Origin of the sequence: Formosa sejongensis (assembly GCF_033447105.1) — a bacterium.
In the GTDB taxonomy this organism is placed as follows: domain Bacteria; phylum Bacteroidota; class Bacteroidia; order Flavobacteriales; family Flavobacteriaceae; genus Formosa.
Genome location: NZ_JAWQUN010000003.1, coordinates 130,154 through 155,821 on the forward strand (window position 1 = coordinate 130,154; position 25,668 = coordinate 155,821).

The window sequence follows — 25,668 nt, forward strand, 5'->3', positions numbered from 1 at the left end:
AATAGGACCAGGTACAGGTTTTTCTAGTCTCTAGTGTATAAAAAATAAGGCGTTCCATCTGTTTTTTCAAATAGAGCCTCAAACAGAACCCTTAACTCGCAATTTTGGCAACCGTATATATGTTTCTAAAAAGCTCCTCCTAGGTGCATTTGTTAGAGTCATTTCCTGTTACTGACACATGATATTCACTCATGTCAGCCCTAATACAGAAAAATAATAAAAGTACACATAGTAAAATTTTCACTCTTTCATATTTTTAAAAAGTACTAGTTAATTATCTTTTTCTATTCTTTTTATATACGATTTCTATAGATACTCCTAAAAACAGATAATCTTAACAATCCTCTTTAAAGGCTCCTTCATAACAAATTAGAATATGATTAGACACTAACATTACTTAAACATTTTTATCAGCTTCTAATTCCTGATTCTACACATAGATTACCACTTAGAACCACCGATAGTAATAATATTTATGTACTAATTATTTCCTTTTTACTCTATATTAACTAGTTACTCTCCTTAATTTCTAAAGGCAACCAATTGGTTTTATCTATTTTATCCCCCTTTAATGGCATTTGAATTTTATTTTCTTTATTTTCTAACGTAATTAATGCTTGCCCTTTTATATCAGTCGGTTTTGTTTTTAATAAATCCCAAGGAATTTGCAACTCAAAAGTCTGTCCTTTCATTTTATTCCAAGTATTAATTTTACCACTGGCATGAATATAGTTGAATTGTAATTTAGTAGCATCCGTCATATCTTCTGCTTTAATAATTCCAGTTGCTATTAATAAATTCCCTGAGGATTTACCATTTATTAAAACAGTTGCTTTTCCGTTTATTACTTCAACAATAATCACATCATCGTTCCACAATATTTGTTGTTTATAATTTTTAGGTCTTGGATAATTTTCACCACCAAAAAACATCTCCTCCATAAAAACAACACCAGCAATATTCAATGTATTTTCGTTCCACATTATATAATCGATAGCCGATAAATTCAAATCAAAGATCTGTGGGCCTTCAATTGTATTTTCAGAAGTTAAATACATAGGTTCTGCATGAATATATTGTGTTACAAACTTATCTTCCATGTCCTCTATCCATTCTTCTAAATTCCCATCTACAGTAATTGGTACCGTTTTTTTAATGGAAACTTTAGTTAGTTCTGGTATTTCTAAAAAAGAAATAGACACGCCACAATTAGTTAAAATTTGAGCTAAAAATTCTTGTTGAGAAGCGATAGGTTTTTCAGAAAACTGTAGTGTTGACAACAATATGTCTTTGCCTTCAAAAGGAATCGAAACCATAATAGGATGTGCTTTTTCAACTTTCCAAAACGTAGAATTAGATTCAAAACCTTGTAAAACAACTTTGGCATTTTTTGGTAATGTGCTAAAATAACTTTGTGCTAAAGCTGTTTTGGTGGACATAAAATTTGCAGAGGAAACACCGTTTAAAATAGGTTCTTCATTAATTTTAGTCGCAAAAAAACCAATATCTGAATGACCAATATTCACATCGTTAAACTCATTTGCTACTGTAGGAGACATGACCAATACTTGCCCACCTTTTGTAACCCAAGCTTTTATTTCTTCTATAGTTGCCCCATCAAAAACCAACATATAATCGCCATCATCTGCTTTGGCTCCTTTAAAAACCGATGGTGTCGTTCCTAATAATTTCGACAAATCAGCAGTACTTTTATCTCCTGCAATTTGCACTTTCCCTTTCAGTAATTCTGGTTTTCTATTCGACAAATAATTAATCATATTTACAAACAATCCGCTCGCTTGCTTATTTTTTAAATTATCGATAACGTTTAACTGGCAGGTTAACAATATTCCCTTTCCATAAAACACTTCTGCTAAACTCACTTGTTCTCTTCGAGTACCTCCAGAAAGTGTTGTCCAATTTCCTTGTTCGTATTTATTGTTACTCGATGGACGTGCAAAAACATCATCTGCTACACGATTATCATAAGGACTCCAACCTTGTAATTTATCCGTATTTAAACCTTTAAAAACAGGATGGGACCGGTCATAAATAGGTGCTTCGGTAGAAAAAAACAAATCTTTATTCAATCCTTCCCATCCCATTTTAGCATAATTATGCAAGTTGGATTGATTTGCAGAACTAAACTGAAACTTAATAGGATACCAGTTAGGCGCTTGGTCTTGTTTTAGACTTAAAACAGCACCTCCATTTTTTAAATACGTCTCTATTTCTTTTTTATGCGTTGTTAATTCACGGTTATTAGCATGTTCTGGAAACAACCAAATAACATTATCTTTTACTGTTGGGATTTTTTCAGATGAAAAAGCATCTAATCCGGCTTCTTTCAACCTATCGACTAGTATATCATCTTTATAAACTTGAATTTTTTTAGATTGATGTAGAACGGGTTGAACAAAAGGTTGTATCAAAAGTGTATCTGCAGAAATTTGTTTATTACCCAAAGTTATAGAGGCAGTTAAAGTGCTATTCTTATTTGTTGATGCTAAATTTAAAGCAATACGTTCCTGGCTACCGGGTTTTAAAACCACTTGCTTTGTATATTTATTTTCTAACCAATTCCATGTCACCGTAAATGTATTTTCAGTTTCACTATCATTACAAACGACTAACTCTTTTTTTAATAACTCTGTTGTTGCAACATAGGTTTGTCTAGGCCAGAAGAATGTTGTTACAGGTTGTAAACCATGTCGCATTTTTTGAAGCACAACTTCTGGTTGTGCATATATTTTTGAATGATTAGAAAACTCAAAAACACTGCCATTTTCAATCGGATTCTTATCAAAAGCAAGTAAGCCTGTTCTAAAAGGCATAACTCCTGCAACACCAATATTTCGCATTTCTAAAAACTTCTCTTCGTATAGTTTTGCTTCCTCTATATTTCGATCTAAGACCGATGAAAACTCTGGGGAATTAGACAAACGTTGCTCCGATCTGCCTCCAACCCAAAATTCCCCCATAATTAACGGACGTGTTCCTTTAGATTTCCAGTCTTTCATAATTCTAGTATAATGCTCTTGCATATGAAGCGAAATCATCTCTTGCTCGTCATCAAACCAACCTGCTCCTGAATAATTAATTGGTCTTGAATTATCAAACTTTTTAATATAATCTGGTAAATATTGAATCCATTCGTATGTCCCAAAATTAAAACGCAACATTTCATTTTCTACATCCCAAATAACTACCGATGGATTATTTCTATCTCGCTTTACCCACTCTTCAAATTCTTTAGCGATATTTTTAGCAAACCAATCACCTCCACTAGAATAAAATGGTTTATTAACCGACCAAATAGCCGACTGATCTATTAATAAAATGCCTGCTTCATCGGCAGCATACATAATCTCATTGGGTGGCATGGTGGCATGAATTCTACAAGAATTTACCTCAAACACTTTTTTATGCATTAAAAATGTTTCCCGATGATAATCGATATCTTCAACACTACTTCTGTAATGCGATTGGCCTAGCAAACGCGCAGGAACTCCATTCAACACAAATTGCTTTTCTTCAATCCAAAACTCTCTAAATCCAAAACGTGTATCTACAACTTCCGTTTTTTTACCGTTTTTTAAAGTTGTTCTAAGCACATACAGATTAGGGTGATTGGGGCTCCATAATTTTGGGTTCTTCCAATTTACTTTTAAAGTTTGCTTACTTGTATCTTCTTTTTTAAGATGAACTTCGGGAATTTCTAACGCTACTCTTTCTCCATTAGGCCACTTGAACACTTCAAAACTCACCTTTGCAGTTGTTAGTTTTTTTGCTACTATATCATAATTAATTTCTAAAGTATTTTTTCTGGTCGATGTTTTTACAAATATATTATCTAAATGCACCTCTTCTTGTTCTTCTAAAACAATACTACTTTCTATACCTCCTTTTAATTTATTACCTCCATCTGGATTGTAATTTCCCAATCTTGTAACACCTACTTGGTTGTATATCTTACCACCATCTAAAGCAGCACTTTGATCGCGCACAAAAATAGCAATGGTGTTATTTCCTGATTCTAGAGCCGTTGTAATATCAAAATCAAAAGGTGTATACCCTCCAAAATGATGTCCTATAAGTTTACCGTTTACATAAACTTCACTGAATAACTGAATTCTATTAAGTTTTAAAACATAACGTTTGTTTTTGTGTTTTGAAAGTTTATAGTTTGACAGATACCATCCAGAAACATAATCTCTTTCTCCTCTATCAAAATCATGAGGCAAGGTTACTTTTTCTCCATCCGCAACAGGTTTACCATTTATGATGGGAAAAAAAATCCATGAGTTTTCTAAAACTGCTGAGTTACGTGCGTTTTCAGAAAGCATTTTAAACCCAGGTGCTGTTTGCAAATTCCACTCTAAAGTAGCAGGAGGAATATCATTCCCTATAGTAAGCAACCAAGACGTATCTACCTCGCCTCTTATTTTATTTATATAGGTCGAATCAGGCTGTGCAGACAGTGCCGTGACACAAAAAAAACATAGTAATTGAAAATACTGTTTAAAATCTGAGATCATATGGATATGTAATCTAATTTTTATTTATTCCTTAATAGAAATGTAGTTGATTTTCCTGCCTGATTATTTTGAGGAAATTGTAATGAAACAACAGTTTTATTTTGTTGATTTGTTGCAAATTCACCTTGATAATTTCCATTAAAAATAAGATTTATAGCTTTTATTTTATGTGTCGGGTCACTAACAGAAACTTCCAAACCTACATCTAGCTTTTTAAGCAAAATCACACAAGGTTTATCTACTGAAACACCTCCAAATATTTTTGAATTTCCTGGTTCATAAAAAACAACTCCTGCTAAATTTTCTTTGGTATTTACAACAGATTGTTGTCTTTTTAGATTTAGTATTTCAAAAGGATTGTTTTTATGCAAGTCTAGCATGTCATCTTTTGTAGCATGAGGAACCAAAACATAACTATAATTTTCATCCTTTGGGTTTTCACCATGATTGAACCACATTCTTAATATGCTTTCTGTTAAAATTTCTGGACGGTATCTTTTGGCGACTTTGTTCCAGCTGCCTTCTAGAAAACGAGTTTCAATGTTTACTTTTCCGCCTTCAGGAAAAAGGTAACCCGTTCCATCATGCATAATCCAATCTGGGGATAATGATTGATTTTTTTCTAATTGCCCACTAATCTTTTCATTCTGACTAACCATAAGATCTGGCTTTAAGAATACTTGATTTATAGTTGTAGCTACAGGAAAGTTAGTATTCGCCTGAATGCTGCTACCCAAACACACTATTTTATCTCCAAACATAAACCACGATTTGTGTGCTTTTAAACCATCGCGATCATAATCCATTACAGAAACACCATCTTCTCCATTAGTAACTCCCCCAACAAAAACACCATTCGTTTTAAAATCCCAAGCTTTGATAATTGGTAAAGCTGAAGTATCTTGAATAACTGTAGTTCCGGGAACTTTTTTCCAATTCCAAAAAGGAAACACATTGTTATATTCATCGCCATTAGCATATAGTAAAGTAGCACCATCGCCTAAATAATAGCCTTGAATATTTTCTTTATTTACCGATTCTGTACCAATAACACGTTCGGAACTCATCTTTACAGAAAAGTAAAAATCTGGACGACGGTGCACATGAAAATCGGACTCCCAAAAATGTTTATCTCCAGTTAGAACCTCGGAATTCATAGCATTTTTGTATGCTTCAGTATCATTAGAATCTATGGCTTCCATTTTCTCGATACAAGCCTTTAAACGCAAATATTTACTTTCTGGTTCATCTTTAAAAATTTGTCTACCTGAAGCGTTAACATCCATTTTCTCCTTAAAAATCACCCATTGCTGACCTTCTAAAACGAAATTACGTAAAACTTCAATTTTATTTTTATGGAATTGATAATCTGTATTATTAACTATGGAAAACCATTTTATCATATCTTCTAGATATGACAATCCGTAATTACCAAACTGCAATTGTGCCCCATGTTCGTGATACGAATAATCGGCTTTAATCCCTACACCATTGGCTATTTTCAATTCGTCTTGAATGGCTTTACTCGCAATAGCTACAGAATCTATATCACGCGATAATAAAGAGCGCATCAATACATTACCGGAAAGCCAAACTTTATTTTGTCCCGTCATTTTAATTTTAGCTCGACGTAATAGCACTAAAGATTGCTCTATTTGTTGTTGCGACAATTCATCCTCCATTAAAAAAAGCGTAGGTGCTAATAGTTCAGGAACACCAATATGCTGATCCCACCAATTGGTGCTTAAAAAATCGTGTTCCAGCCAATAATTTAATGATTTTTGAATCTGAGCTGATAAATTTGCATCATGATAAAATTTGGATTCTTTTGTTTGGTATGCCTTCGCTAAAGTTTGCACATGCTCTAAATGCTCTTTTACAGGCCAATTCCCTCTTGCAGTGTTGGTATAATCTATTAGAGTTGGCCAAGCCCCGTCGTCTTGTAATCGTAGCTGTAAATTTTCAACTTGCACAGTGTCAACAGGAAAACTAAGATAATAATCGATTATATTTTGATGAAGTGTTTGTAAGTTTTCAGGATAAGTAACAACTTGTTTTCCTGACTTAGTATGCGATTTATCACAGCTAAAAGTAGAACAAATAATCAGTAACACTAAAATGCTTTTAAAAATATTTCGGAGTGAAAATTTTGGAAAATTTGTCATATATATACTTTTTAAATATTCATTGATGCAAATGATTAAAACAATAACGACTTATATTTTTCGTTTTCAAACTGCATAGAAATTATATAAATAGCCCACAAAAAACTTCAATTAAGAAGAAATTCATGAGCTAAATTTGTTTATTAATCACTTGGTTTATTACTTTTTACTATCCATTTTATAACTAAAAACATAAGTCCCTGAACCTAATTCTGTCGTGGAAGTCGTATCACGTTGAATCAATTCAACACTTTTAATCATTTTTCCTTTTTCACTATTAACAGCTACATTTTTAGACGTTGCGTTTGGCAAAATAACAGTTGCTGTCGTATTTGCAGGAACTACAATCTTATAAGTCATGACTCCTTTTTCAATACTCCATTCTGAAGCTACAGTGCCGTAAAGCGATTCTGTTTCTGCTTTTGCATAGGTTAAACCTCCTCCTGGATGCGGACTTAAAATTGTATGTTTATAACCTGGATTTTTAGAATCTATCTGTAAGCCTGCAATGTGGCTGTACATCCATTCTCCAATAGCCCCATATGCGTAATGGTTAAAACTATTCATACCATCTATAATTGTTCCATCAGGTTTTTGAGTATCCCAACGTTCCCAAATAGTAGTTGCTCCCTGAGTTACAGGATACAACCATGACGGATATTCTTTTCGGTTTAATAACATAAACGCTAAATCGTCTCTTCCTATTTTAGATAATGTAGAACACAGTAATGGTGTTCCTAAAAAACCAGTGGTTAAATGACCAAATTTTTCAACATCGGCAGCAAAATAATCAGCCGATTTTTGAATTAGATTTTCTGGGACTAAATCAAAAGATAAAGCCAAAGCATAAGCTGTTTGCGTGTGCGACATTAACCTCCCGTTTGGTGTAATATATTCTTGAATGAAAGCTTCCTTTATTTTTTCTGCAAGAGCTGCATATGTTTTAGCATCCTCATTATGTCCTAACACCTCAGCTATCTGACTAAATAAAGTTGTTGAATATTTAAAATAGGCAGTCGCGATTAAATCTTTTTCGGTAACAGAACCTGCATAATCTGGATTTTCTGAATGAAACGCCAACCAATCTCCCCAATGCCATCGATCCTGATCCCATAAATAATTATTGCCTGCATTTTTTTTCATGTATTCTATCCACCCTTTCATACTCTCATATTGCTCTTCTAAAACTCTCGTATCTCCATATGTTTGATACACTGACCATGGTACGATAACGGCTGCATCTGCCCAACCTGTTGTGCCTCCCATTTTATTATTCCACATATCAGGAATAACATTTGGTACTTCTCCATTTGGTTGTTGATCTAAAGCCAGATCTTTTAACCATTTAGTATAAAATGATGCAACGTTAAAGTTAAACCCCGCAGTCATACTAAAGACTTGCGTATCTCCGGTCCACCCCACACGTTCATCACGTTGCGGGCAATCTGTCGGAATATCTAAAAAATTATCACGTTGTCCCCATTGAATGTTACTTTGCAATTGGTTAATTAAAGGATCTGAAGTTGTAAATGTTCCGGTTTCTTTCATATCTGAATGAATAACCATCCCTATAATATCGTTTGCTACAGGTGTTGCTCCTTCAACTTTTATAAAACGGAATCCATGAAAGGTAAAATGTGGTTGAAAAACTTCAACGTCATCTCCTTTCAAAATAAAACGATCTGTCGCCTCAGCAGCTCTTAAATTCTTAGTAAAAAAATTCCCTTCCTTGTCTAATACCTCAGCAAATTTTAAGGTAATGGTATCTCCTTTCTTTCCTTGAACTTTAATTTGTGCCCAACCAACTATATTTTGCCCCAAGTCGAAAACCAATTCTCCTGTTGGCGTTGTAATCGTTTTTACAGGTTTAATTTCTTGTGTTATTTTTACAGGCAATCCGTTTGAAGCAACTAAAATATCTTTTGAATGATTTAAAACGGTTGTTTGTTTCCATTTTGAATCATCAAAATTAGCAGTTGCCCATCCTGTCATTTCTAATCTTGCATCGTAGGTTTCTCCATTATAAATATCTGATTTTTGAATAGGTCCGTAACTCGATTTCCAGGTATCGTTTGTTGTAATTGTTTCACTTGTCCCATCCTTATAATTGACATGTAACTGTGCAAACAACCCCAAAGTATCGCCATAATAACTACGCAATCCGTCCCAACCTAAATACCCACGATACCAACCATCGCCAACAATAGCACCAATAGCATTGTCTTTTTTAAGCATTTTAGTGACATCGTAAGTCTGGTATTGAATACGTTTTTTATAACTTGTAAATCCTGGTGTAAATTCCTGATCACCAACTTTTTCCCCATTAATAAACATGTGGTACAATCCTAAAGAGGTAACATACACTCTTGCAGAGCTAACGTCTTTAGAAACCGAAAAATCTTTTCTGTAATATTGACTAGGCAAAGAAGTTTTAGATTTTTCTTCCCCCTTCATGGTAATCCAATCTGCTTTCCAAACGTTCTGATTAAGCACGCCCATTTCCCAAAAAGAAACAGCACTCCAAGCACTTGTTTTGTTTTTATTGTCCCAAACACGAACCTGCCAATACACACGTTCAGACGAATTTAAGTCTCGTCCTTCATAGCTTATATTAGTAGATTGGTCTGATTCTATCTTTCCAGAAGACCATATTAACTCCTTTTCTTTTTCTAATCCAGATTCTGCATTCGACACACGAATTTCGTAGGCAGTTTGAATAACATCATAGGTTTCAGAAACTAACTTCCAACTTAAACGTGGTTTTTCAACATCTATACCTATCGGATTTTTATGATACTCGGTCACCAAATCATCTACTTTAATGTGTTGTGCGAACGCTGAAGATGAGCTACTACAGATTATTAATAGTACATTTAGAAATGCTAATTTTTGAATGCTTTTCATGTAATTATATTTGTTTTTTATTTATTGAAACCAAAAAACTAAATATAATTATACGGTTTAACGTAACTGTTCTGTTCTCTACTGAAAAAGAACTTAAATTTCAAAATACCTGATATTGGCTTTTTTTACGAGTAATCCCATCAAACTAATAATTAAAACTGAACAGTTACTTTTTATTATACTGAAAGGACTTCTCCAAGTTAACGGCATCATACTCTGGAGTCTCAGGTAAATCAAATTGATATTTACTTATTTCATCAAAACCACCAGTTAAATTTGAGGCGTTTGAAAATTCCATTACATGACCTGCAGATTTTTTATCATCGGACACAAAATGCAAATGATATCCTGCCACATTAATTTTACCAATAAACTCCGGACAGAAAAAACCAACCATAGTTCCTGTGATATTTTCTTTATCAAAAACAGGACGATTGGGGATTAAAACATCCAAACCTTGGGTGTATGGTTTTTCTTGTTTTGGAACACCTCCCAATTTTAAGGTTTCAAACGTACCATGAATTTTAAAGGCATAAAAGTAATTTTTAGAGTTAATTTTTTCGTTAAGCTGCTTTCTAAGACTGTCGTAGTTAACGGTATTTTCTAATTTAAAGGATTTATCTTCATTATAAAAAACACTATTGGCATAGGCTATTTTAGCGTTGTCCTCTGCCACAATAACTGTCCCGTCGCCCAAAGCTTCATACAAAATACCATCTAACATGACTAACTCCCCATTTAAAGCATTATAAGATCCTAAACCGATATCTCCTTTTTGTTTTAATTCTGAAGCTGTTAACGTACCATCGTAAATTTTATTTACAAAAGCTTCCCAAATAGAATAATGATAAAACACATTGGTTTCGTTTTTTTGCTGTTGCATGGTTTCTGATTTTACTATAATTTCAGGTTCTTTCTCTTTGCAGCTAAATACAAATATAGAAATGGTCAAGAGGTACATTAGATTTTTCATAAGTTGATTTTATTAAGATTTATTATTAGTTAACAAAAGTAAAACCAATTATCTATTAAAATAAGTCTCAAAATTATCGAGCTATCTGGAATTGGTACATTCCAAAGATTTTAAATTATTTTAAACTAAACGTTTGCTCTAATCGTATATCGTCTGAAGCAGCTCCTACCATCAAATTAAAATCACCGGGTTCAACTACCTTTTTTAAATCTATTCCGGTAAATGACAAATCTTTTTCTGGATTTAGAGTAAACGTCAATGTTTTTTCTTCACCTGCTTTTAACCATACTTTCTCGAATCGCACTAACAATTGTGCAGGGCGTGTTACAGAAGCCACTTTATCTCTAAAATATATTTGTGTAACTTCAGCACCATCTATTTTTCCTGTATTTTTCACTTTTACAGAAAATGTAACTGCTTCGTTTATTCCAAAGATTTCTTTTTCAATGTTTAAATCTGAGTACTCAAACGATGTATACGACAACCCATGACCAAATGCATACACTGGAGTTGGTGGTGTTTCCCAGTATCCTTTATAGAAAGAGTTTGCTTTCATAGAATAATAAAATGGAATCTGACCCGCAGAATGTAGCATGCTAACGGTTAGTTTTCCGGATGGATTTACATCCCCGAAAATCACTTTTGCCAAAGCATCTCCATTCGTTTGTCCTAGGTAAAAGGTATTTACAATGGTAGAGGCTTTTTCTGCAATTTCTGGAATTGCGTAAGGTCTTCCTCCCATTAATACAACGATTACGGGCTTTCCTGTAGCTATAGCATCCATTACTAATTTATTCTGGTTGCTCAGCAAATCTATTGAAGATCGATCTCCTGCAATTCCAGGCCTGTAAAATGCTTCTCGACTCGTTTTTTCATTTCCACCAACACAAACAATGGCAACATCTGATTCTTTAACAAGATCAATGGCTTTGTTTATCGATTCCTTTTCTTCTGCTTCTGTATATTCTATTAAAGCATCCTGTCCATTTATGCTTTCAAATTTGGCAATCTTGCCTCCTTCAGCGTAATTAACTTTAGCCGATTTACCTACGTAATTCGTTATCCCCTTCAAAATATTAACAACATCATCATTTATCATAGAATATGTTCCCATTTCATCCGATTTGGCATTTGGACCAATAACAGCTATGTTTTTAATGGCTTTTAAATTTAAAGGAAGAAGGTTATTGGCATTTTTTAATAAAACGATAGATTCTGTCGCCATTTTTTCTGCCAGCGCCACATGTTTTTCATTACCAATAAAATCACTAACACCTTTTGTTTCAGTAAATGGATTTTCAAATAAACCCAACATAAACTTTAAGCGTAATATTCTTTTCACACTCGCATCAAGTTGTTTCTCAAGCTCTGGGTTTTCCTCTACCACTTCTTTTAGGTATTTAAAAGCCGATGAAGAAGGTAGATCAATATCCATACCTGCAATAAGTCCTAACTTTGCTGCATCTTGAGTTGTTGCTGCTATATGATGGAATTCTTCAAGACGTTTTATGTCATTATAGTCAGATACCACAATACCGTTAAACCCCCAGGTTTCTCTTAACAAATCGGTTAAGAGCCATTTATTCCCATGAGCTGGAACGCCGTCAACTTCGCAATGCGATGCCATCATTCCCAAAGCATTAGTTTGTTCTACAACCGCTTTAAAAGGTGGTAATATTTCATCAAAAAGCACTTTACTTTCAATAGGTGTTGCTGCAAAATTTCTACCACCTTCTACTTGTCCATAACCTGCAAAATGTTTAGGTGATGCAATAACATGGGTTAACCCTGGATTTCCTGAAGTACCTCCTTGTAAACCTGAAATAATTGAAAGTCCCATTTGCGTTGTCAAATAGGTGTCTTCCCCATATGTTTCTTCAATACGCCCCCATCGTGGATCTCTGCCAATATCTAAAACTGGAGTGTGAGCTTCATGTCCACCTCTTGCTCTTGATTCTCGACCTATAACATCAAAGACTTCATTTACAAGCTCTGTATTCCAACTTGATGCCATGGCTAAAGGTGTTGGAAAAACCGTAGAATTACGTCCTGCATGACCATGTAAGCATTCTGTTCCAATAATTGCGGGTATCCCAAGACGTGTTTTGTCTTTTAAATAGTGCTGAAGACTGTTAACCATATCCACACTTTGATCTGGCATGCGTTGATCGAATGTGTTTTCGATAAAACCGATTCCGTTTTTTATCTGCTCTTCAATCGAACTTTCAATAGGCTCTACGCCTTCCTCTACGGCCGCAGATTTACGTATAGATGCCGAATTAAGTTGCATAGTCTTTTCTTCCAAAGTCATCTTTGAAAGAAGGTCATTAACTCTATCATTAATGTCTGCATTCGGATCTTTATAGATCGCTTGATCTTTGTTTGGTTGTTTATCATCAAAACTGTTTTGCTTTTTACAAGAAGTAAATAGTACAGAACTAAATGCTAGGCCTATAAAAATATATAAATACTTTTTTTTCATATGTTTATAATATTTTAATTTCAACTAATTTTAATTTTTTAATTAAAAACAAGACACAATACTGTTAAGGAAAATATCAAAATGAGACTCAATAAGTACTGCGTACTTTGTTGTATAATTTTAATCAATAGCCAAAAAGTGGTTAATATTAATTTACCCGGAGATCAACCGGTTATTCAACTTTTTATTTAATCAATTATTATTGTTTTTTTCAAACCTATATCTTGATTAGAGGCACCCAATTAACACCTCAAAATCACCACTTTCAAGAACCCAATCATGTTTTGTAACACTCAAAAAAAAGAAGGCTCTTTTTTACTTTATTCATGTTTACTTATTTTATATTTAGATATCTACTATTATTATTGATTCTCATTTTACAGAATAAACGATTCTCCGATAACTATACATACTACTTATTTTATTATTGTCTTTAACTTCTAATATCAAATGAATGCTCTTACCACTTGCATTCTCAGGCACTTTTAAGTAGATATTTGGATTATTAAAATTAGGCAAACTTATTTCTTCGTTATAAGTACCTGCTTCTTTATAAATCCACCAATTAAAATCTAGTTGGTCATTATCAGGATCTGAAGATGCCGAAGCATCTACATAAATAGTTTCCCCAGCTTGAACGTCCATCATATGAATTTTTTCTTCAGTATTGCCATTGATTGCTACCACTGGTGGATGATTTGCATTTTTAAAAGGTTCTACACACCAATCCATTCTGCATTTTAAATCATTCCACATCGCTTGCCTCCAACGCCAAACGGCCGTATATTTACCATCGTACATTATACCATCTTCTGGGTTTAACCATTTGTCGGATACCCCATCACCATCAGTGAAAGCCGAATAAGGATAATATTGCAACTCATCTGGTACAACAATTGAATAACCAGGCACGTTTTTAATTTTCTCCATAGAATATCTTCCACTCCATCCTCCCCACCATGGGTTTGAAATATCTGAGAGTCCAGGAACTAAAGCTCCCATCCAAGGTATAGCACCTCCACCTTCCAAAAAATGAAATGTATTATCTACGTTACGATCGGGATACAATGCACCAAGTGCACCATGATTTGTTTGAATGTTTTCATTAGCCCAATTATGTTGCCCTTTTGGACTATATTCATAAGGCTGCCACGTTATTGGTCCTAATTCATTATTAGCAGGACCACCAAAACATCTTGTTTGATAATTACTTCTTATCCAAAATATTTCTGGAAATTGTTGACATATCCAAGCGCCACATTCATCTTGTCCTCCATTATCAAAAACTCTCAATTTTGACACAAAAGCATCTAACTCCTTTTTGGTATGTGATGTTCTATAATCATACAACGCCTGCGCAAGGGTATTGGTCCCTGCATTAGCGATTATGGTTAGAGGTCTGTCATCATTTTTTAGCACTGAATTAATAATTAAATTAGATCCAGCGGTTGCTCTCCCTTCACCAACATCTTGCATACCATTACCAGCTTGTCCGTTAGCAACAATACTCTTTAAATATTCAGGTGTTTTCCAACCATCAGCATGCAATTTTAAATTTGGATATACTTTTTCGTAACCCTCTATAATTTCATAAAAAAGTTCGGGCCTTAAATCTTTTACTGTTTCTGTAGGATTCTTTCGAAAAAACCGACCTGTGACTGTAATTAATCCTTCCAAATCAAATTTATAAGACCCCATCAATAAATGAACAATTTGCTGTTCATCATCTGGATCATGTCCCATATCTGCTAATATAATTAAGCGTTGTCTTGACGATTGAGCCTGTAATATATTTGGAAGAGATATTAATAAAAGCAGTACAATTATTCTTATTTTCTTCATGTATTACGAATTTTAATTTAGTGATTTAAAACTATCAGCTTTATTCTCTTTTTACTGATATTAATACTTAAGCATACTTTTTTTGAGTATTTATATTTTCTCTGAATACCTAAACAATTTAGTTCAATTATCTTTTTTTAGTAAAATTATCAGCAGGTATGAATTCATCAAATTCTTTAATTTGTATGTTACGATAATATATTTCTGCAGTTTCTGATTGGAATCCAATCTTACCTTCACTAACTACAAAATTAGTCGCCATGTTAACAATTTCTCCGTTTAATTTATGGATGGAATATTTACCACCCATAACAATAACTTCGCATTGATTCCACTTATCGTTTAAACCGTTAAAATTTCTGGTTGAACTTGCTAGATGCTCATAAGCCCTTGGTGGTTGTGGTTTTCCGCCATCTTCAATAAACGCAAATTGATTGTTTTCGTTCGCAGTCCAATTATAAGGTGCTAGTCCCCAATAATCACCAGTATGATTTTTATCTGTTTCTGGATTATAACGTACTTGATACTCTATCCCTTTTGGCCAAATTTTATCATCTATAACATGATAATATAATCCCGCATCATATTGAAACTGCGCATAGTTGTTTGCTTTATTCTTCCCCCATTTGTATTCAAACTTAAGGATGTATTTGCTATAGGTTTTGTCTGTGTAAAATAACCCATGCGTTGGGTTATTACCATTTTCAATTTCAGAACCTTCAGGAACATCTTTAAATACATGAATCATATCATTTTCAATCTGAAATACTTCATGTGCTAAATCGGCATCATTGTTCCTGATTTTTATATACCATCCATCCCAGTTTTCACCATTGAATAAGGTAACGAATCCGTCTTTATCAGTATTGGTTTGTTGCGTTTTACAAGCGCAGATTGTAATAGCAATAACACAGAATAATCCTAATTTAAATTTCATAATTTCTATTTTTCAAATTGCCACCAGTTATAGTTGAGCATATTGGCGCCTTGTCCAGAAAACTTAAAATAAACATCGTGTACTCCTTTTACCTTTTTAACAGAAGAATCAACAGTTTTCCAGTTATCTAAGCCTCCAGTTGATGAAATTTCACAACGTCCTATTAATTCACCTTTATCGCTATCCAATCTAATTTCAATTACACCACTATTTTGGGCTGCAATTCTTGCTTGAAAATTATTCGCTCCATTTTCAAAATCGACCCCTGAAACTTTTATCCAATCTCCACTTTCAATATCCGTTACCATTCTACCTCCGTCTTTATCTTTACACACTCCAGTTTCTATCCCTGGTAATAAATAAGATTGTGCGGCCATAGTTTCTGCTTCATTTTTTTCAAATGGATTTACAGACTTTATTTGTTTAGGTCCTTCTTGAGTTGGCACCACTTCTTTTATCGTACCATCTTCATTAAAGAACAATTCATCTATACAAACAGAACGTTGTCTCATTGCTATCTGTTTCTCTACATTCCTATCTGTTGCAACTTTTCTTGTATGGTAACCCAAATACCACTTGTCTTTAAATGAAAACACACTAGCGTGAGAATTGTTATAATTATCTGCCGGTTGTTTTAAAACGGTTCCTTTATATTCCCAACCTTTCATAGGGTTGTCACTCATCATATAATCAATATTCATTCCGTCACCAATATTGGTAAAGTATGAGAAATAATATTTCGTTTTCCCTTTAACTGTACGCTTACTAATAAACCCACCTTCATAAAAACCAGGAGCATCAATTAATACAGCTTCTCCAACAGTACTTACCAAATCATCACCTAATTTAATAATTCTTCCATTTTTTCTTCGCTTTCCATCTTCTTGAATTTTAGTAGGTCCTCCTCCAAAAACACAATAGGCTTGTCCATCATTATCGATAAACACGGTAGGATCAAACAACCATTCTACATTGGAATTTGGTGTGTCTTTAGTAATCAATGGTTTTCCTCCAACACCTACAAAAGGACCTGTAGGGCTATCGCTTACAGACACATTTACACTTCTATTCCCATCACCTGTGTATAAATAAAATTTACCATTTCTTTCTATCACGGAAGGTGCCCATGCTTGTGTTACCCATGGCATATCGTCTGGTGCTTTAAACACTTCTCCATGATCTGTCCAATTCTGTAAATCGTCTGTAGATACACAAGTAATATCATTCATCCAATAACGTTTTTGTTCATCTATATCATGAGACGTCCATAAATACAAACGTCCATTATATTCTAACCCTGTAGGATCTGCGGTATAACGCTGTGATATAACTGGGTTTTGTGCACTACTTATTGTCAATCCTAAAGCGAATACGACTAGAGCTAAACTATTTTTCATTCCTTTGTTATTATTTTGATTCAAAATCATTACTAAAAATTCTATTTAATTAAAAAGCACTTTTCTAGTACCGTATTTTGTTTTAATAAAATACATGCCTTTTGAAAAATTTGAAATATTTACATTATTGCTTTCTCCATCTGAAATCTTAACACCTAAAACTGAATAAACTTGCCATTTACAAGTTTCACTTAAATGGAATTGACCATCAAAGCTTGGAACTGGAAAAACTTTTAAAGTGTTTTTAAACGTGTTGTTATTAATTGATAAACTCTCCGTTTTTCGAAATTCCATTTTATCTAAGTTGAAACCTCGTGCTAAGACATTTATTCTTAAAATATGGATACCTTTCGTTAAAGCGACACTTGATTTTGTAATTGTTTGATATGTATTCCAATCAGATGTGGTTACTAAGTCTAGATCATTAAAGAGCATAATACTTTCATCAAAAAACTCCATACCAATAACACCTTCTATTTTAGATGCATATATAAAGTCGACATCGTACATGGCGTCTTCAAGAACATTAACCGTATATTCTACCCATTCTCCAGTAACAACGCCTACAATACTATATTCATCAGTATTAATTAAACCTACATCTACACCATCTGTCCGGTACTGACCATAATTATTAGTATCGTCGGAATCATGATAACTTAAGCCCTCATCTCCTTCATCGTAATCCTCAGCCTCAACAACACCTGGAATTTCCCTCACTATATCTAGATATGGTTTCTGAATTACTGGAGGATTAGACACAAATTTGAATTCAATTTTATCAATTTCACAACCACCTTCTTCTATATTTAAACGAAATTTAAACACTCCTTTTTCCAATAAAATAGCATCAATAGTTTGAGTTTCGAAATCTGTTAAATTCGCTGTTTTCGTTAAGTTTATATTAGAAAACAATACAGTCTTAGCGTTAATAAATAAACCTCCTATTTTTGAATTTGAAGTTGCTGCCGTATATTGAATATCACAGGCGTAAATCCCTGGTTTATCAACATAAACACTATACTCTAGCCATTCTCCATTTTCGGTATCTGTTAAAACAAATTGCCCTATAGCTTTTTCTGAAATATCTACACCATCTGTGCGGTAAACCTCGCCACTATTTGCTGTATTTATATCGTGATATGCGATAGCTTCTCCTCCTAAATCATAATTTTCAGCCTCAATAATCCCTGGAATTTTTGTTAATTCATTATACGGTAATTGTCCATTTGAAACTAAAGAGCATTCCCACCAATTAAAATCAAATAAAAAACCATCTGCAGTGCCTACAAATTTCAAATAGACATCATGCACACCTGTTGCTCCAGAAAGTGTAGCATTTACTGTTTGCCAAATATTATTGCTACCTGTTACGGGAACCACACAACTGCCTGCTAATATTCCAGTTTCACTATCTAATAAAATCTGGATACTACCTCCATTTACTGCACTAGAAACCCTTGCCGAAAATGTTTCTGCACCATCTCCAAAATTAACATTACCAATTTTTATCCAATCTCCGTTATCTATTTCAGTAACTGCTCTCCCATTATCAGTATCTGTACTTGGGGCTGTTTCTATTCCCGGTAACAAATAAGATTGTGTTGCCATAGTTTCTGCTTCAATTCGCATAAACGGATTTACATACCCAATGTTTTTTGATCCAGTAGAAGTTGAGACCATTCGCTTAATTGAATAATCATCATTAAAATACAATTCATCTACACATACTGAACGTTGCCTTAAATCTTGGACATCCCTATCTCTTGCTATTTGTCTTGTATGATAAGCGATATACCATTTGGATTGAAATTCAAAAAGACTAGCGTGTAAATTATTACCTCCATTTGTCGTACCTAATTGGCCTTGAATTCTTCCTCCATATTCCCAACCACTCATGGGGTTGTCACTAATCATATAATCAATCCCTTGCTGACCATCGTTTCTAAAATAGGAGTAGTAATATTTACTCACACCATTTACAGTGCGTTTATTAAGATATGCACCTTCAAAAAACCCTTCAGCAAGAACTGAAATTGCTGCGCCGTTAACACTAATCATATCATCATTTAACTTTATGATTCTAGCATTATCTCCACCATTATTTCCACCACCAAATACACAATACGCTTGTCCATCATCATCTATAAAAACAGAAGGATCAAAAACCCAACTTACATTTGCTCCTGGTGTCGATTTCGTAATTAAGGCACTTCCTATGGCATCTACAAAAGGCCCAGTAGGACTATCGCTTACCGCCACTCCTATACCACGATTTCCATCTCCAAAATACAAATAGAATTTATTGTTTCTATACACCACACTTGGTGCCCAAGCATGAGTTGCCCACGAAGCCTTTTCTGGTGTTTTAAAAACCTCACCATGATCTGTCCAATTCACCATATCGGCCGAAGACATACACGTAATGTCGTTCATTTGATAAGGGTTCTGACCATCTACATCGTGTGATGCCCAGATATAAACTCGCCCGTTATGTGCTAAAGCTGTCGGATCTGCGGTATATCGTTGCGTAAAAACAGGGTTTTGACATAAACCACTATGCCCTAAAAGAATAAAGATAATGCCAATAAGATTTTTAATACTTTCAAAAATCACATTGTTATTCAATACTCTTTTTATCATGATCTACAATTAGGTTATAACAAAAGCCAATAAAATATCAACCATTACATTTGATGTTTTATTGGCCCCTATCTTAATTATTTCTTTTTAAATAATTACAAAGTAATTTTACTCACAGAAAAAGGTGGTAATACTATCGTTTCGGTACCTTCGCTAACTAAAGTTAATGGGTTTTCGTCTGTGCTTAAATATTTATTGTCTTGAAGACTATTGAAAGACATGGCTTCATGTTTTTGAGAGCCTTCATAAAAATTACCGTCAAGCTCTACTCTAAATGGGACACTTCTAACTGTTTTATTAAGAACAAATATTTCTGTTTTACCATCTTTAGTCACTGCTTTTGCTTCTACAGCATTAACCCCTTCCGCTAATATTCTTGTAGAAACTGTAGTTTCTAAAATCTCGCTATCTTCAAAGACATCACGCAAAATTTCATATACGGCACCATGCCCCGTTTTTCTCATATTACGTAACGATCTTTCAGGACGTCCAAGATTATCCAAAATTTCATCAGAGAAACTGTACATTGGATTTAAAGCAGTTGTTAACCCATACCATTCCGCACGCTCATATATATCTTGATTGTCGAATAAATACAAATAAGCATCTGCTTGACCTAAAAAAGATGCTGCATTTAAACCACAACTCACACCCCATTCCGTTAACCAAATTGGTTTCCCAGGTGCAAATCGCAATACAAAATCGCTAGATTCTTTTAGACCTATACGACTTGAAAGAACTTCTTTGTACGCATCTGAACTCTTAACTTCTGATTCAGAATTTTTTTCTGGATCGATATATTTATGCAATGAAATCGCATCGAAGTAATCTTTTGTTAATGATACCTGTGCATTATAACCTGCTTGACTTTCTCTCCAGCCAAAAGGCACTGATAATTTTAAACTTGGTTTTTCTGCCTTTAAGGAGTCTGCGATTGGCTTAACTGTAAAATAATATTGTATTGGAGTGGCCACTCTACTACTTCTCTGGTCTTCCCAAAAAAGCTCGTTACCCAATTCAATATACTTGACATCAAAACCTTTGGCATCACTATCTCTTAATCTTGCTATAGATTTTTTTGCAGTATCGTAATTAATATTATATGTAAAAAGTGTATTAAAATTTAATTCGTTATGTAACTCTGTCATTCCAGGGAAACCAGTTTTAGTTCCTGCTAAAGCCCAAGTATCCATAACACGTCTATGAAATTCTCCAATATCGTAAGGATCGTTAGGATCGTATTCTGAAATGTCATCTTCCCAATTATACCAATTAGACCAAACACCACTAGGAAAACGCACAGTAACGGGGTCTAAAAATCGAATTATTTCTTGATCGTCTGCCGTCGTAAAATTCCCAAAGTTAGTTCCTAACAGCAAATTATTGGCCAACATTTTAGAACTTGAATTTATACTTAGGGTTGCCGTTATCATTTTGCTGCTATCATACGGGTAACCTGTAGCATCCGCTAAAGGCAAATCTAAATCATCGTACCAATGTGGACCATTATCACTATCATCATCTGTTGGCAAACCGTCATCTGGTCCTGAACATGCACAAATAACAACGCATAGTAACCATATGTAAGGAATATTCTTCATTTTATTAGTTTTAGTTATACTTAATTTTATATAATCAATCGAATTTATTTCATGCATTTGGATACATTAAACAGGAGCATTTTTATAGAAATCTGTCTAAAATAAATTAGACAGATTTATCAATAAAAAATCAAACACGAGACTTTTAAAAATTTTATTTAGAAATCAACATTTTAGAGATATTGTTTTCTGCTTTTAAAATATAGGCACCTTTTGCATAAGTAGATAAATCTACCGATTTACCTTCACCACTTAAAACTTTAACACCTAACATAGAATACACATCCCACTTCCCATCTAAACTCAAGTTAAAACGACCATCGATTGCTGGATTTGGATATGCTTTCATTGTTTTAACTTCTAATTTTTCATCTTCTACGCCCAACACAGATTCCATGGTAATTGTGAAATAATCAAAATTTGGACCTCCATCTAACATTTTGTTCATAATTACATAAGTTCCTGCATTCACTTCAAATGTTTTTCCTGGTTGCGATTCTTGGAATGTTACTCCAGTAGCTCCATCGTTATCCGATTTTGGCAAAACACCAACCTCTTCGTCAAACGTATTAAACAATACTTTACTTACTACATCAAAATTATTTGTATTATAAATAAATGCTTGATGATTCTTACCTGCAGCGGCAAAAGACATATAATTAACTCTGTAAGTATATGTTCCTGACTTAGCAAATTCTACTGTAAAACACTGAAATTCGCCAGATTGATTTCCCGTTACAAATATTCTAGGGTTTCCATCTTCATCTGTATCCTCTTCTAAATCAACATCGGAACCGGCTCTTAACTCTACACTACCTGAATTTCCTACACTTTTATCCCAATAGGTACCAAATGTATTACTACCCGCTGTTGGTTTTCCTGGCTCCCCACCGGTATTAAAACCATTTGGGAATGCATCTCCAAGAGAATCAAAATTTTCAAGTTGGATTTTTGTTGAAGATCCTACTTTCTCTCCTACAACAGTAGCTTTACCACCATAAGGTGTTCCTGAATAAGGAGTTTGTGCATTTACTGTTTGTAGTCCTATAAATGCAAATGCACTTATGAATAATGTTTTGTGTAATTTTGTTTTCATATCTAATTAGTTAAATTTGGTTATCAATATTCCAAAGCTAAGAATAGGAGTTAGTTAAAGTGTTCTGAACTGTACTGATAGATCTATTGAATAGTATAGCCCGTTATAAGTTCGGAGTGATATTTTAAATTTCAATTAATACCTTTGAGATATGAAATACAAGAAATGGAGTTTAGATGAAAAGCTAGAAATTCTATCGCTAGGCTTTGTAAAAACTAGCCGTAAATACCGAGTTAGTACAGGTACTTTTTACAATTGACGAAAGAAACATGATAAGCACAATGAAGTCCTGATAGTTTAGCTTTTATAATTAGTTAAAGGGTTTGAATCTATTTTACTCTAATTTATTATTGAATGGACTGCCTATTATAAGAATAATATATTGTTAGAAATTCACCTTAATGCACTGAACTGTGCTAAAAAACAAGCATTAGCACAAAAAACAACTAGCCGATTAACTCAAAATTAACCGACTAGTTGTTTATGCTTCCAATTCTAATTTTAGAGGCCTTATTTTATAATTGCTAACCTATTTATTTAGTGGAAAACTAATTTCTTAATTAATCCAGATTCGGTTTTTAGAACGTATAATCCTTTAGCAAATTTAGATACATCAACTAAAACGCCTTTGCCTTCTATAAGTTTTATACCATTCACGCTAAACACGGTCCAATTTAATGATTCAGACAATGTAAATTGACCTGATTTACTTGGGTTTGGAAATACCTTAAACTGAGTAATAACATGGTCGTCTATTGACAAAGTACTAGACTTGAATTCCAAATAATCTAAATTATACCCCCCACTATTTATAGTAAGTCTTAAAATCTGTTCACCTTGTTTTAAATCTATATTTTTTAATGTTACTGTTTGATAATCGGTCCATGAGGTTGTTTGTGGTAATGAATACCCATTAAACACATCATCACCTTCTAAACTTGCATCTAACGTTCCTCCTCCATTTTTTCCTGAAGAATAATTAATTACAATATTGTATTTTCCAGCTTCTTGTACATCTACAGTATACTCTATCCATTCACCGATTGCCACGTAACCAACACTAAAACCACCACTGCTTGTAAGACCAATATCTACTCCTTCACCCAAACGAAACGCACCCCCTCTATTCTCTGAGTCGTTATCGTTATAAGCTAAATCTTGACCACCAAAGTCATAATTTTCGGCCTCTACACGTCCTGGAATTGAAACAGCTTCGCCTAAATAAGGCTCTTGTTTTGTCACATAAATAAGTGAGTTCACTTCTTTCGTATTTCCATCATTATCTGTCGCCACAGCTGTTATTTTATAAGTACCTGTCTCTATGGGTGTAAAATTATCTTCATAGGGCGCAGTTTTATCTGTAACATTATAAAGTATATCATTTATCCTAAACTCTACTTTACTAATTGTCCCATCAGGATCGGAAGCTTTAGCCTGTATTTTAATCAATTTTCCTGTATTGTGAGTTGAATACGGCAAAGGTGAAGTCAATGCAATTGTTGGCATAGTATCTTCTTTATCAGTTCCTAAAACAATCGTATTTATGGATAAGGCTGGTAAAGTAATCTCACCTGAACCTTCCTTTATTGTGTCCATAGGATCTGCCTCGAATGGTAAACTACGCTCTTGACCTAAATTATCGAAATGCATGGCTTTATGTATGAAATTTTCTGTGTATTTTTCACCATCTAAGTGTAATGTAAATGGCACCGATTTATCTGTTAGGTTTAATACAAGTACTGTCGTTTTTCCATTTTTGGTAACTACGCGAGCTGTAACCGCTTTCACACCTTCTTCAAGATTTTCTGTTGTCATTATACTTGACAACATCGTACTGTTTTCAAATACATTTTTTAAAATATTGTGAGTTAAGCCGTAAGCTGTTTTCTCTAAGGGATATTTAATATTGTTTCCATCAAATTCGACAAAAGAATTTAATTTCCCATTCACACTAAACCAATTCGCACGTTGATAGATATTTTGATTCTCAGACATAAACAAATAGCAATCTGCCATTCCTAACACAGAAGCAGCATTTGGCCCTCCCGATTTCACCCCCCATTCGGTTAACCAAATCGGTTTATCTCCTGTATATACTCTTACAAAATCATTGGTTGAGGTTTCTAAACTTTTTCTTGCTGTTAATGCAGTGCTATATGCATGATCACTATTTTCTGAATTATCAGGGTCTGATCCAATATAAGTATGTACCGTAACGGCATCAAAATAAGTCAAATCCTGCGTTAATTTAGAATTCCAATTTGGATCAACCCAAGATCCTCTTCTTAGCAAAGGAATAGATACTTTAATATTAGGATCTTTTGCTTTTAAATCTTTTGCCATTGATTTTGCTCTGGCAATATAATCACTTGCATTAGGGATAAAAGAACTGCGCTGGCCAGGATAAAAATTCTCATTTCCAAGCTCTATATCTTTTACCTCAAAACCACGCGCTTTTAAATCCTCATAACGTGTTACGGTTTCAGGACTTTCAGTAGTATCTGCTCCTGCTTCGCTATCGGCACTCATATTAAAAGTCCAAATAACATCAAAGCCTGTACCTTGGGCTATTTCACGTTCTGCATTTAATTGTGTCATACCATCAATACCTACTTTAATGTTATTATTATCAAAAGTATTTATGGCATCTATATGATCTATAGTTGTTTCTTTCGGCTCGTCATCTCTATGTATATAATCAAAAGTTTCCTCTCCAAAAACTCTTGTTTTATCTGCTCTCCAGTCGTACCAATTCGCAAACAAACCATGCGGAAACCTTATTGTTGTAGGATCAAATTCTCTTATAAGATCTTTATCCTTTTCCGAATTAAATCCAAAAATATTGTAGCCTAATAATGGGTTTCTAAATGGCTCTTTATTTTCTGTCTGCACCTCTAAAGTGGCCGTTATATTTTCACTAATTTCGAACGGATAGCTTTGCGCCTGTATCTTAAAGCTAAAAACAACTAGAAACATTAATAAAGCAAAGTGGTTCTTAGGGCTAAGAAAAAGCTTAAATTGAGTAGTTTTAGTCATAATTTTGAAGTTTTTGAAATTTATTTTATCCTAATTTATTTTTTGATAATTACG

Annotated in this window: 12 protein-coding genes; all 12 read right to left on the minus strand. The window is 33.9% G+C overall.

The annotated features are described in order from the left end of the window. Positions 1–509 precede the first annotated feature (509 nt). Positions 510–4,538: a glycoside hydrolase family 2 protein gene (locus R6X41_RS04780; protein ID WP_318497952.1), complete on the minus strand. Its 4,029-nt coding sequence runs from the start codon at positions 4,536–4,538 to the stop codon at positions 510–512. A gap of 20 nt (positions 4,539–4,558) precedes the next feature. Continuing rightward, complete coding sequence (locus R6X41_RS04785) at positions 4,559–6,703, minus strand: polysaccharide lyase 8 family protein (RefSeq protein ID WP_318497954.1); 2,145 nt, start codon at positions 6,701–6,703, stop codon at positions 4,559–4,561. A gap of 159 nt (positions 6,704–6,862) precedes the next feature. Further along, entirely contained in the window at positions 6,863–9,607 is a 2,745-nt protein-coding gene (locus tag R6X41_RS04790; RefSeq protein WP_318497956.1) for an alpha-L-rhamnosidase, read from the minus strand. Positions 9,608–9,773: 166 nt separating this feature from the next. Beyond that, the gene (budA, locus tag R6X41_RS04795) at positions 9,774–10,580 is read right to left on the minus strand and encodes an acetolactate decarboxylase (protein ID WP_318497958.1); all 807 of its coding nucleotides are present in this window, start codon (positions 10,578–10,580) and stop codon (positions 9,774–9,776) included. 115 nt (positions 10,581–10,695) lie between these two features. Then, the gene (locus R6X41_RS04800; RefSeq protein ID WP_318497960.1) at positions 10,696–13,062 is read right to left on the minus strand and encodes a glycoside hydrolase family 3 N-terminal domain-containing protein; all 2,367 of its coding nucleotides are present in this window, start codon (positions 13,060–13,062) and stop codon (positions 10,696–10,698) included. Positions 13,063–13,434: 372 nt separating this feature from the next. After that, entirely contained in the window at positions 13,435–14,904 is a 1,470-nt protein-coding gene (locus tag R6X41_RS04805) for a nucleoside hydrolase-like domain-containing protein (protein WP_318497962.1), read from the minus strand. 127 nt (positions 14,905–15,031) lie between these two features. Next, a complete protein-coding gene (locus tag R6X41_RS04810; RefSeq protein WP_318497964.1) occupies positions 15,032–15,841 on the minus strand; it encodes a 3-keto-disaccharide hydrolase in 810 nt (269 codons plus the stop codon). A gap of 5 nt (positions 15,842–15,846) precedes the next feature. Next, entirely contained in the window at positions 15,847–17,238 is a 1,392-nt protein-coding gene (locus R6X41_RS04815; RefSeq protein ID WP_318497965.1) for a glycoside hydrolase family 43 protein, read from the minus strand. A gap of 45 nt (positions 17,239–17,283) precedes the next feature. After that, positions 17,284–19,881, minus strand: a complete 2,598-nt coding sequence (locus R6X41_RS04820; protein WP_318497967.1) for a carbohydrate-binding protein — start codon at positions 19,879–19,881, stop codon at positions 17,284–17,286. 95 nt (positions 19,882–19,976) lie between these two features. After that, a complete protein-coding gene (locus tag R6X41_RS04825) occupies positions 19,977–21,482 on the minus strand; it encodes a hypothetical protein (protein ID WP_318497969.1) in 1,506 nt (501 codons plus the stop codon). Positions 21,483–21,636: 154 nt separating this feature from the next. Continuing rightward, positions 21,637–22,578, minus strand: a complete 942-nt coding sequence (locus tag R6X41_RS04830; RefSeq protein ID WP_318497971.1) for a T9SS type A sorting domain-containing protein — start codon at positions 22,576–22,578, stop codon at positions 21,637–21,639. A 537-nt stretch (positions 22,579–23,115) separates the two neighbouring features. After that, complete coding sequence (locus tag R6X41_RS04835) at positions 23,116–25,614, minus strand: carbohydrate-binding protein (RefSeq protein ID WP_318497973.1); 2,499 nt, start codon at positions 25,612–25,614, stop codon at positions 23,116–23,118. Positions 25,615–25,668 lie beyond the last annotated feature (54 nt).

What these genes read in the sequence shown, in the direction of transcription:
- R6X41_RS04825 (WP_318497969.1), bottom strand. Translation starts at nt 21,482, where the DNA reads ATGAAGAATATTCCTTACATATGGTTACTATGCGTTGTTATTTGTGCA.
- budA (WP_318497958.1), bottom strand. Translation starts at nt 10,580, where the DNA reads ATGAAAAATCTAATGTACCTCTTGACCATTTCTATATTTGTATTTAGC.
- R6X41_RS04780 (WP_318497952.1), bottom strand. Translation starts at nt 4,538, where the DNA reads ATGATCTCAGATTTTAAACAGTATTTTCAATTACTATGTTTTTTTTGT.
- R6X41_RS04805 (WP_318497962.1), bottom strand. Translation starts at nt 14,904, where the DNA reads ATGAAGAAAATAAGAATAATTGTACTGCTTTTATTAATATCTCTTCCA.
- R6X41_RS04830 (WP_318497971.1), bottom strand. Translation starts at nt 22,578, where the DNA reads ATGAAAACAAAATTACACAAAACATTATTCATAAGTGCATTTGCATTT.
- R6X41_RS04810 (WP_318497964.1), bottom strand. Translation starts at nt 15,841, where the DNA reads ATGAAATTTAAATTAGGATTATTCTGTGTTATTGCTATTACAATCTGC.
- R6X41_RS04815 (WP_318497965.1), bottom strand. Translation starts at nt 17,238, where the DNA reads ATGAAAAATAGTTTAGCTCTAGTCGTATTCGCTTTAGGATTGACAATA.
- R6X41_RS04820 (WP_318497967.1), bottom strand. Translation starts at nt 19,881, where the DNA reads ATGATAAAAAGAGTATTGAATAACAATGTGATTTTTGAAAGTATTAAA.
- R6X41_RS04835 (WP_318497973.1), bottom strand. Translation starts at nt 25,614, where the DNA reads ATGACTAAAACTACTCAATTTAAGCTTTTTCTTAGCCCTAAGAACCAC.
- R6X41_RS04790 (WP_318497956.1), bottom strand. Translation starts at nt 9,607, where the DNA reads ATGAAAAGCATTCAAAAATTAGCATTTCTAAATGTACTATTAATAATC.
- R6X41_RS04800 (WP_318497960.1), bottom strand. Translation starts at nt 13,062, where the DNA reads ATGAAAAAAAAGTATTTATATATTTTTATAGGCCTAGCATTTAGTTCT.
- R6X41_RS04785 (WP_318497954.1), bottom strand. Translation starts at nt 6,703, where the DNA reads ATGACAAATTTTCCAAAATTTTCACTCCGAAATATTTTTAAAAGCATT.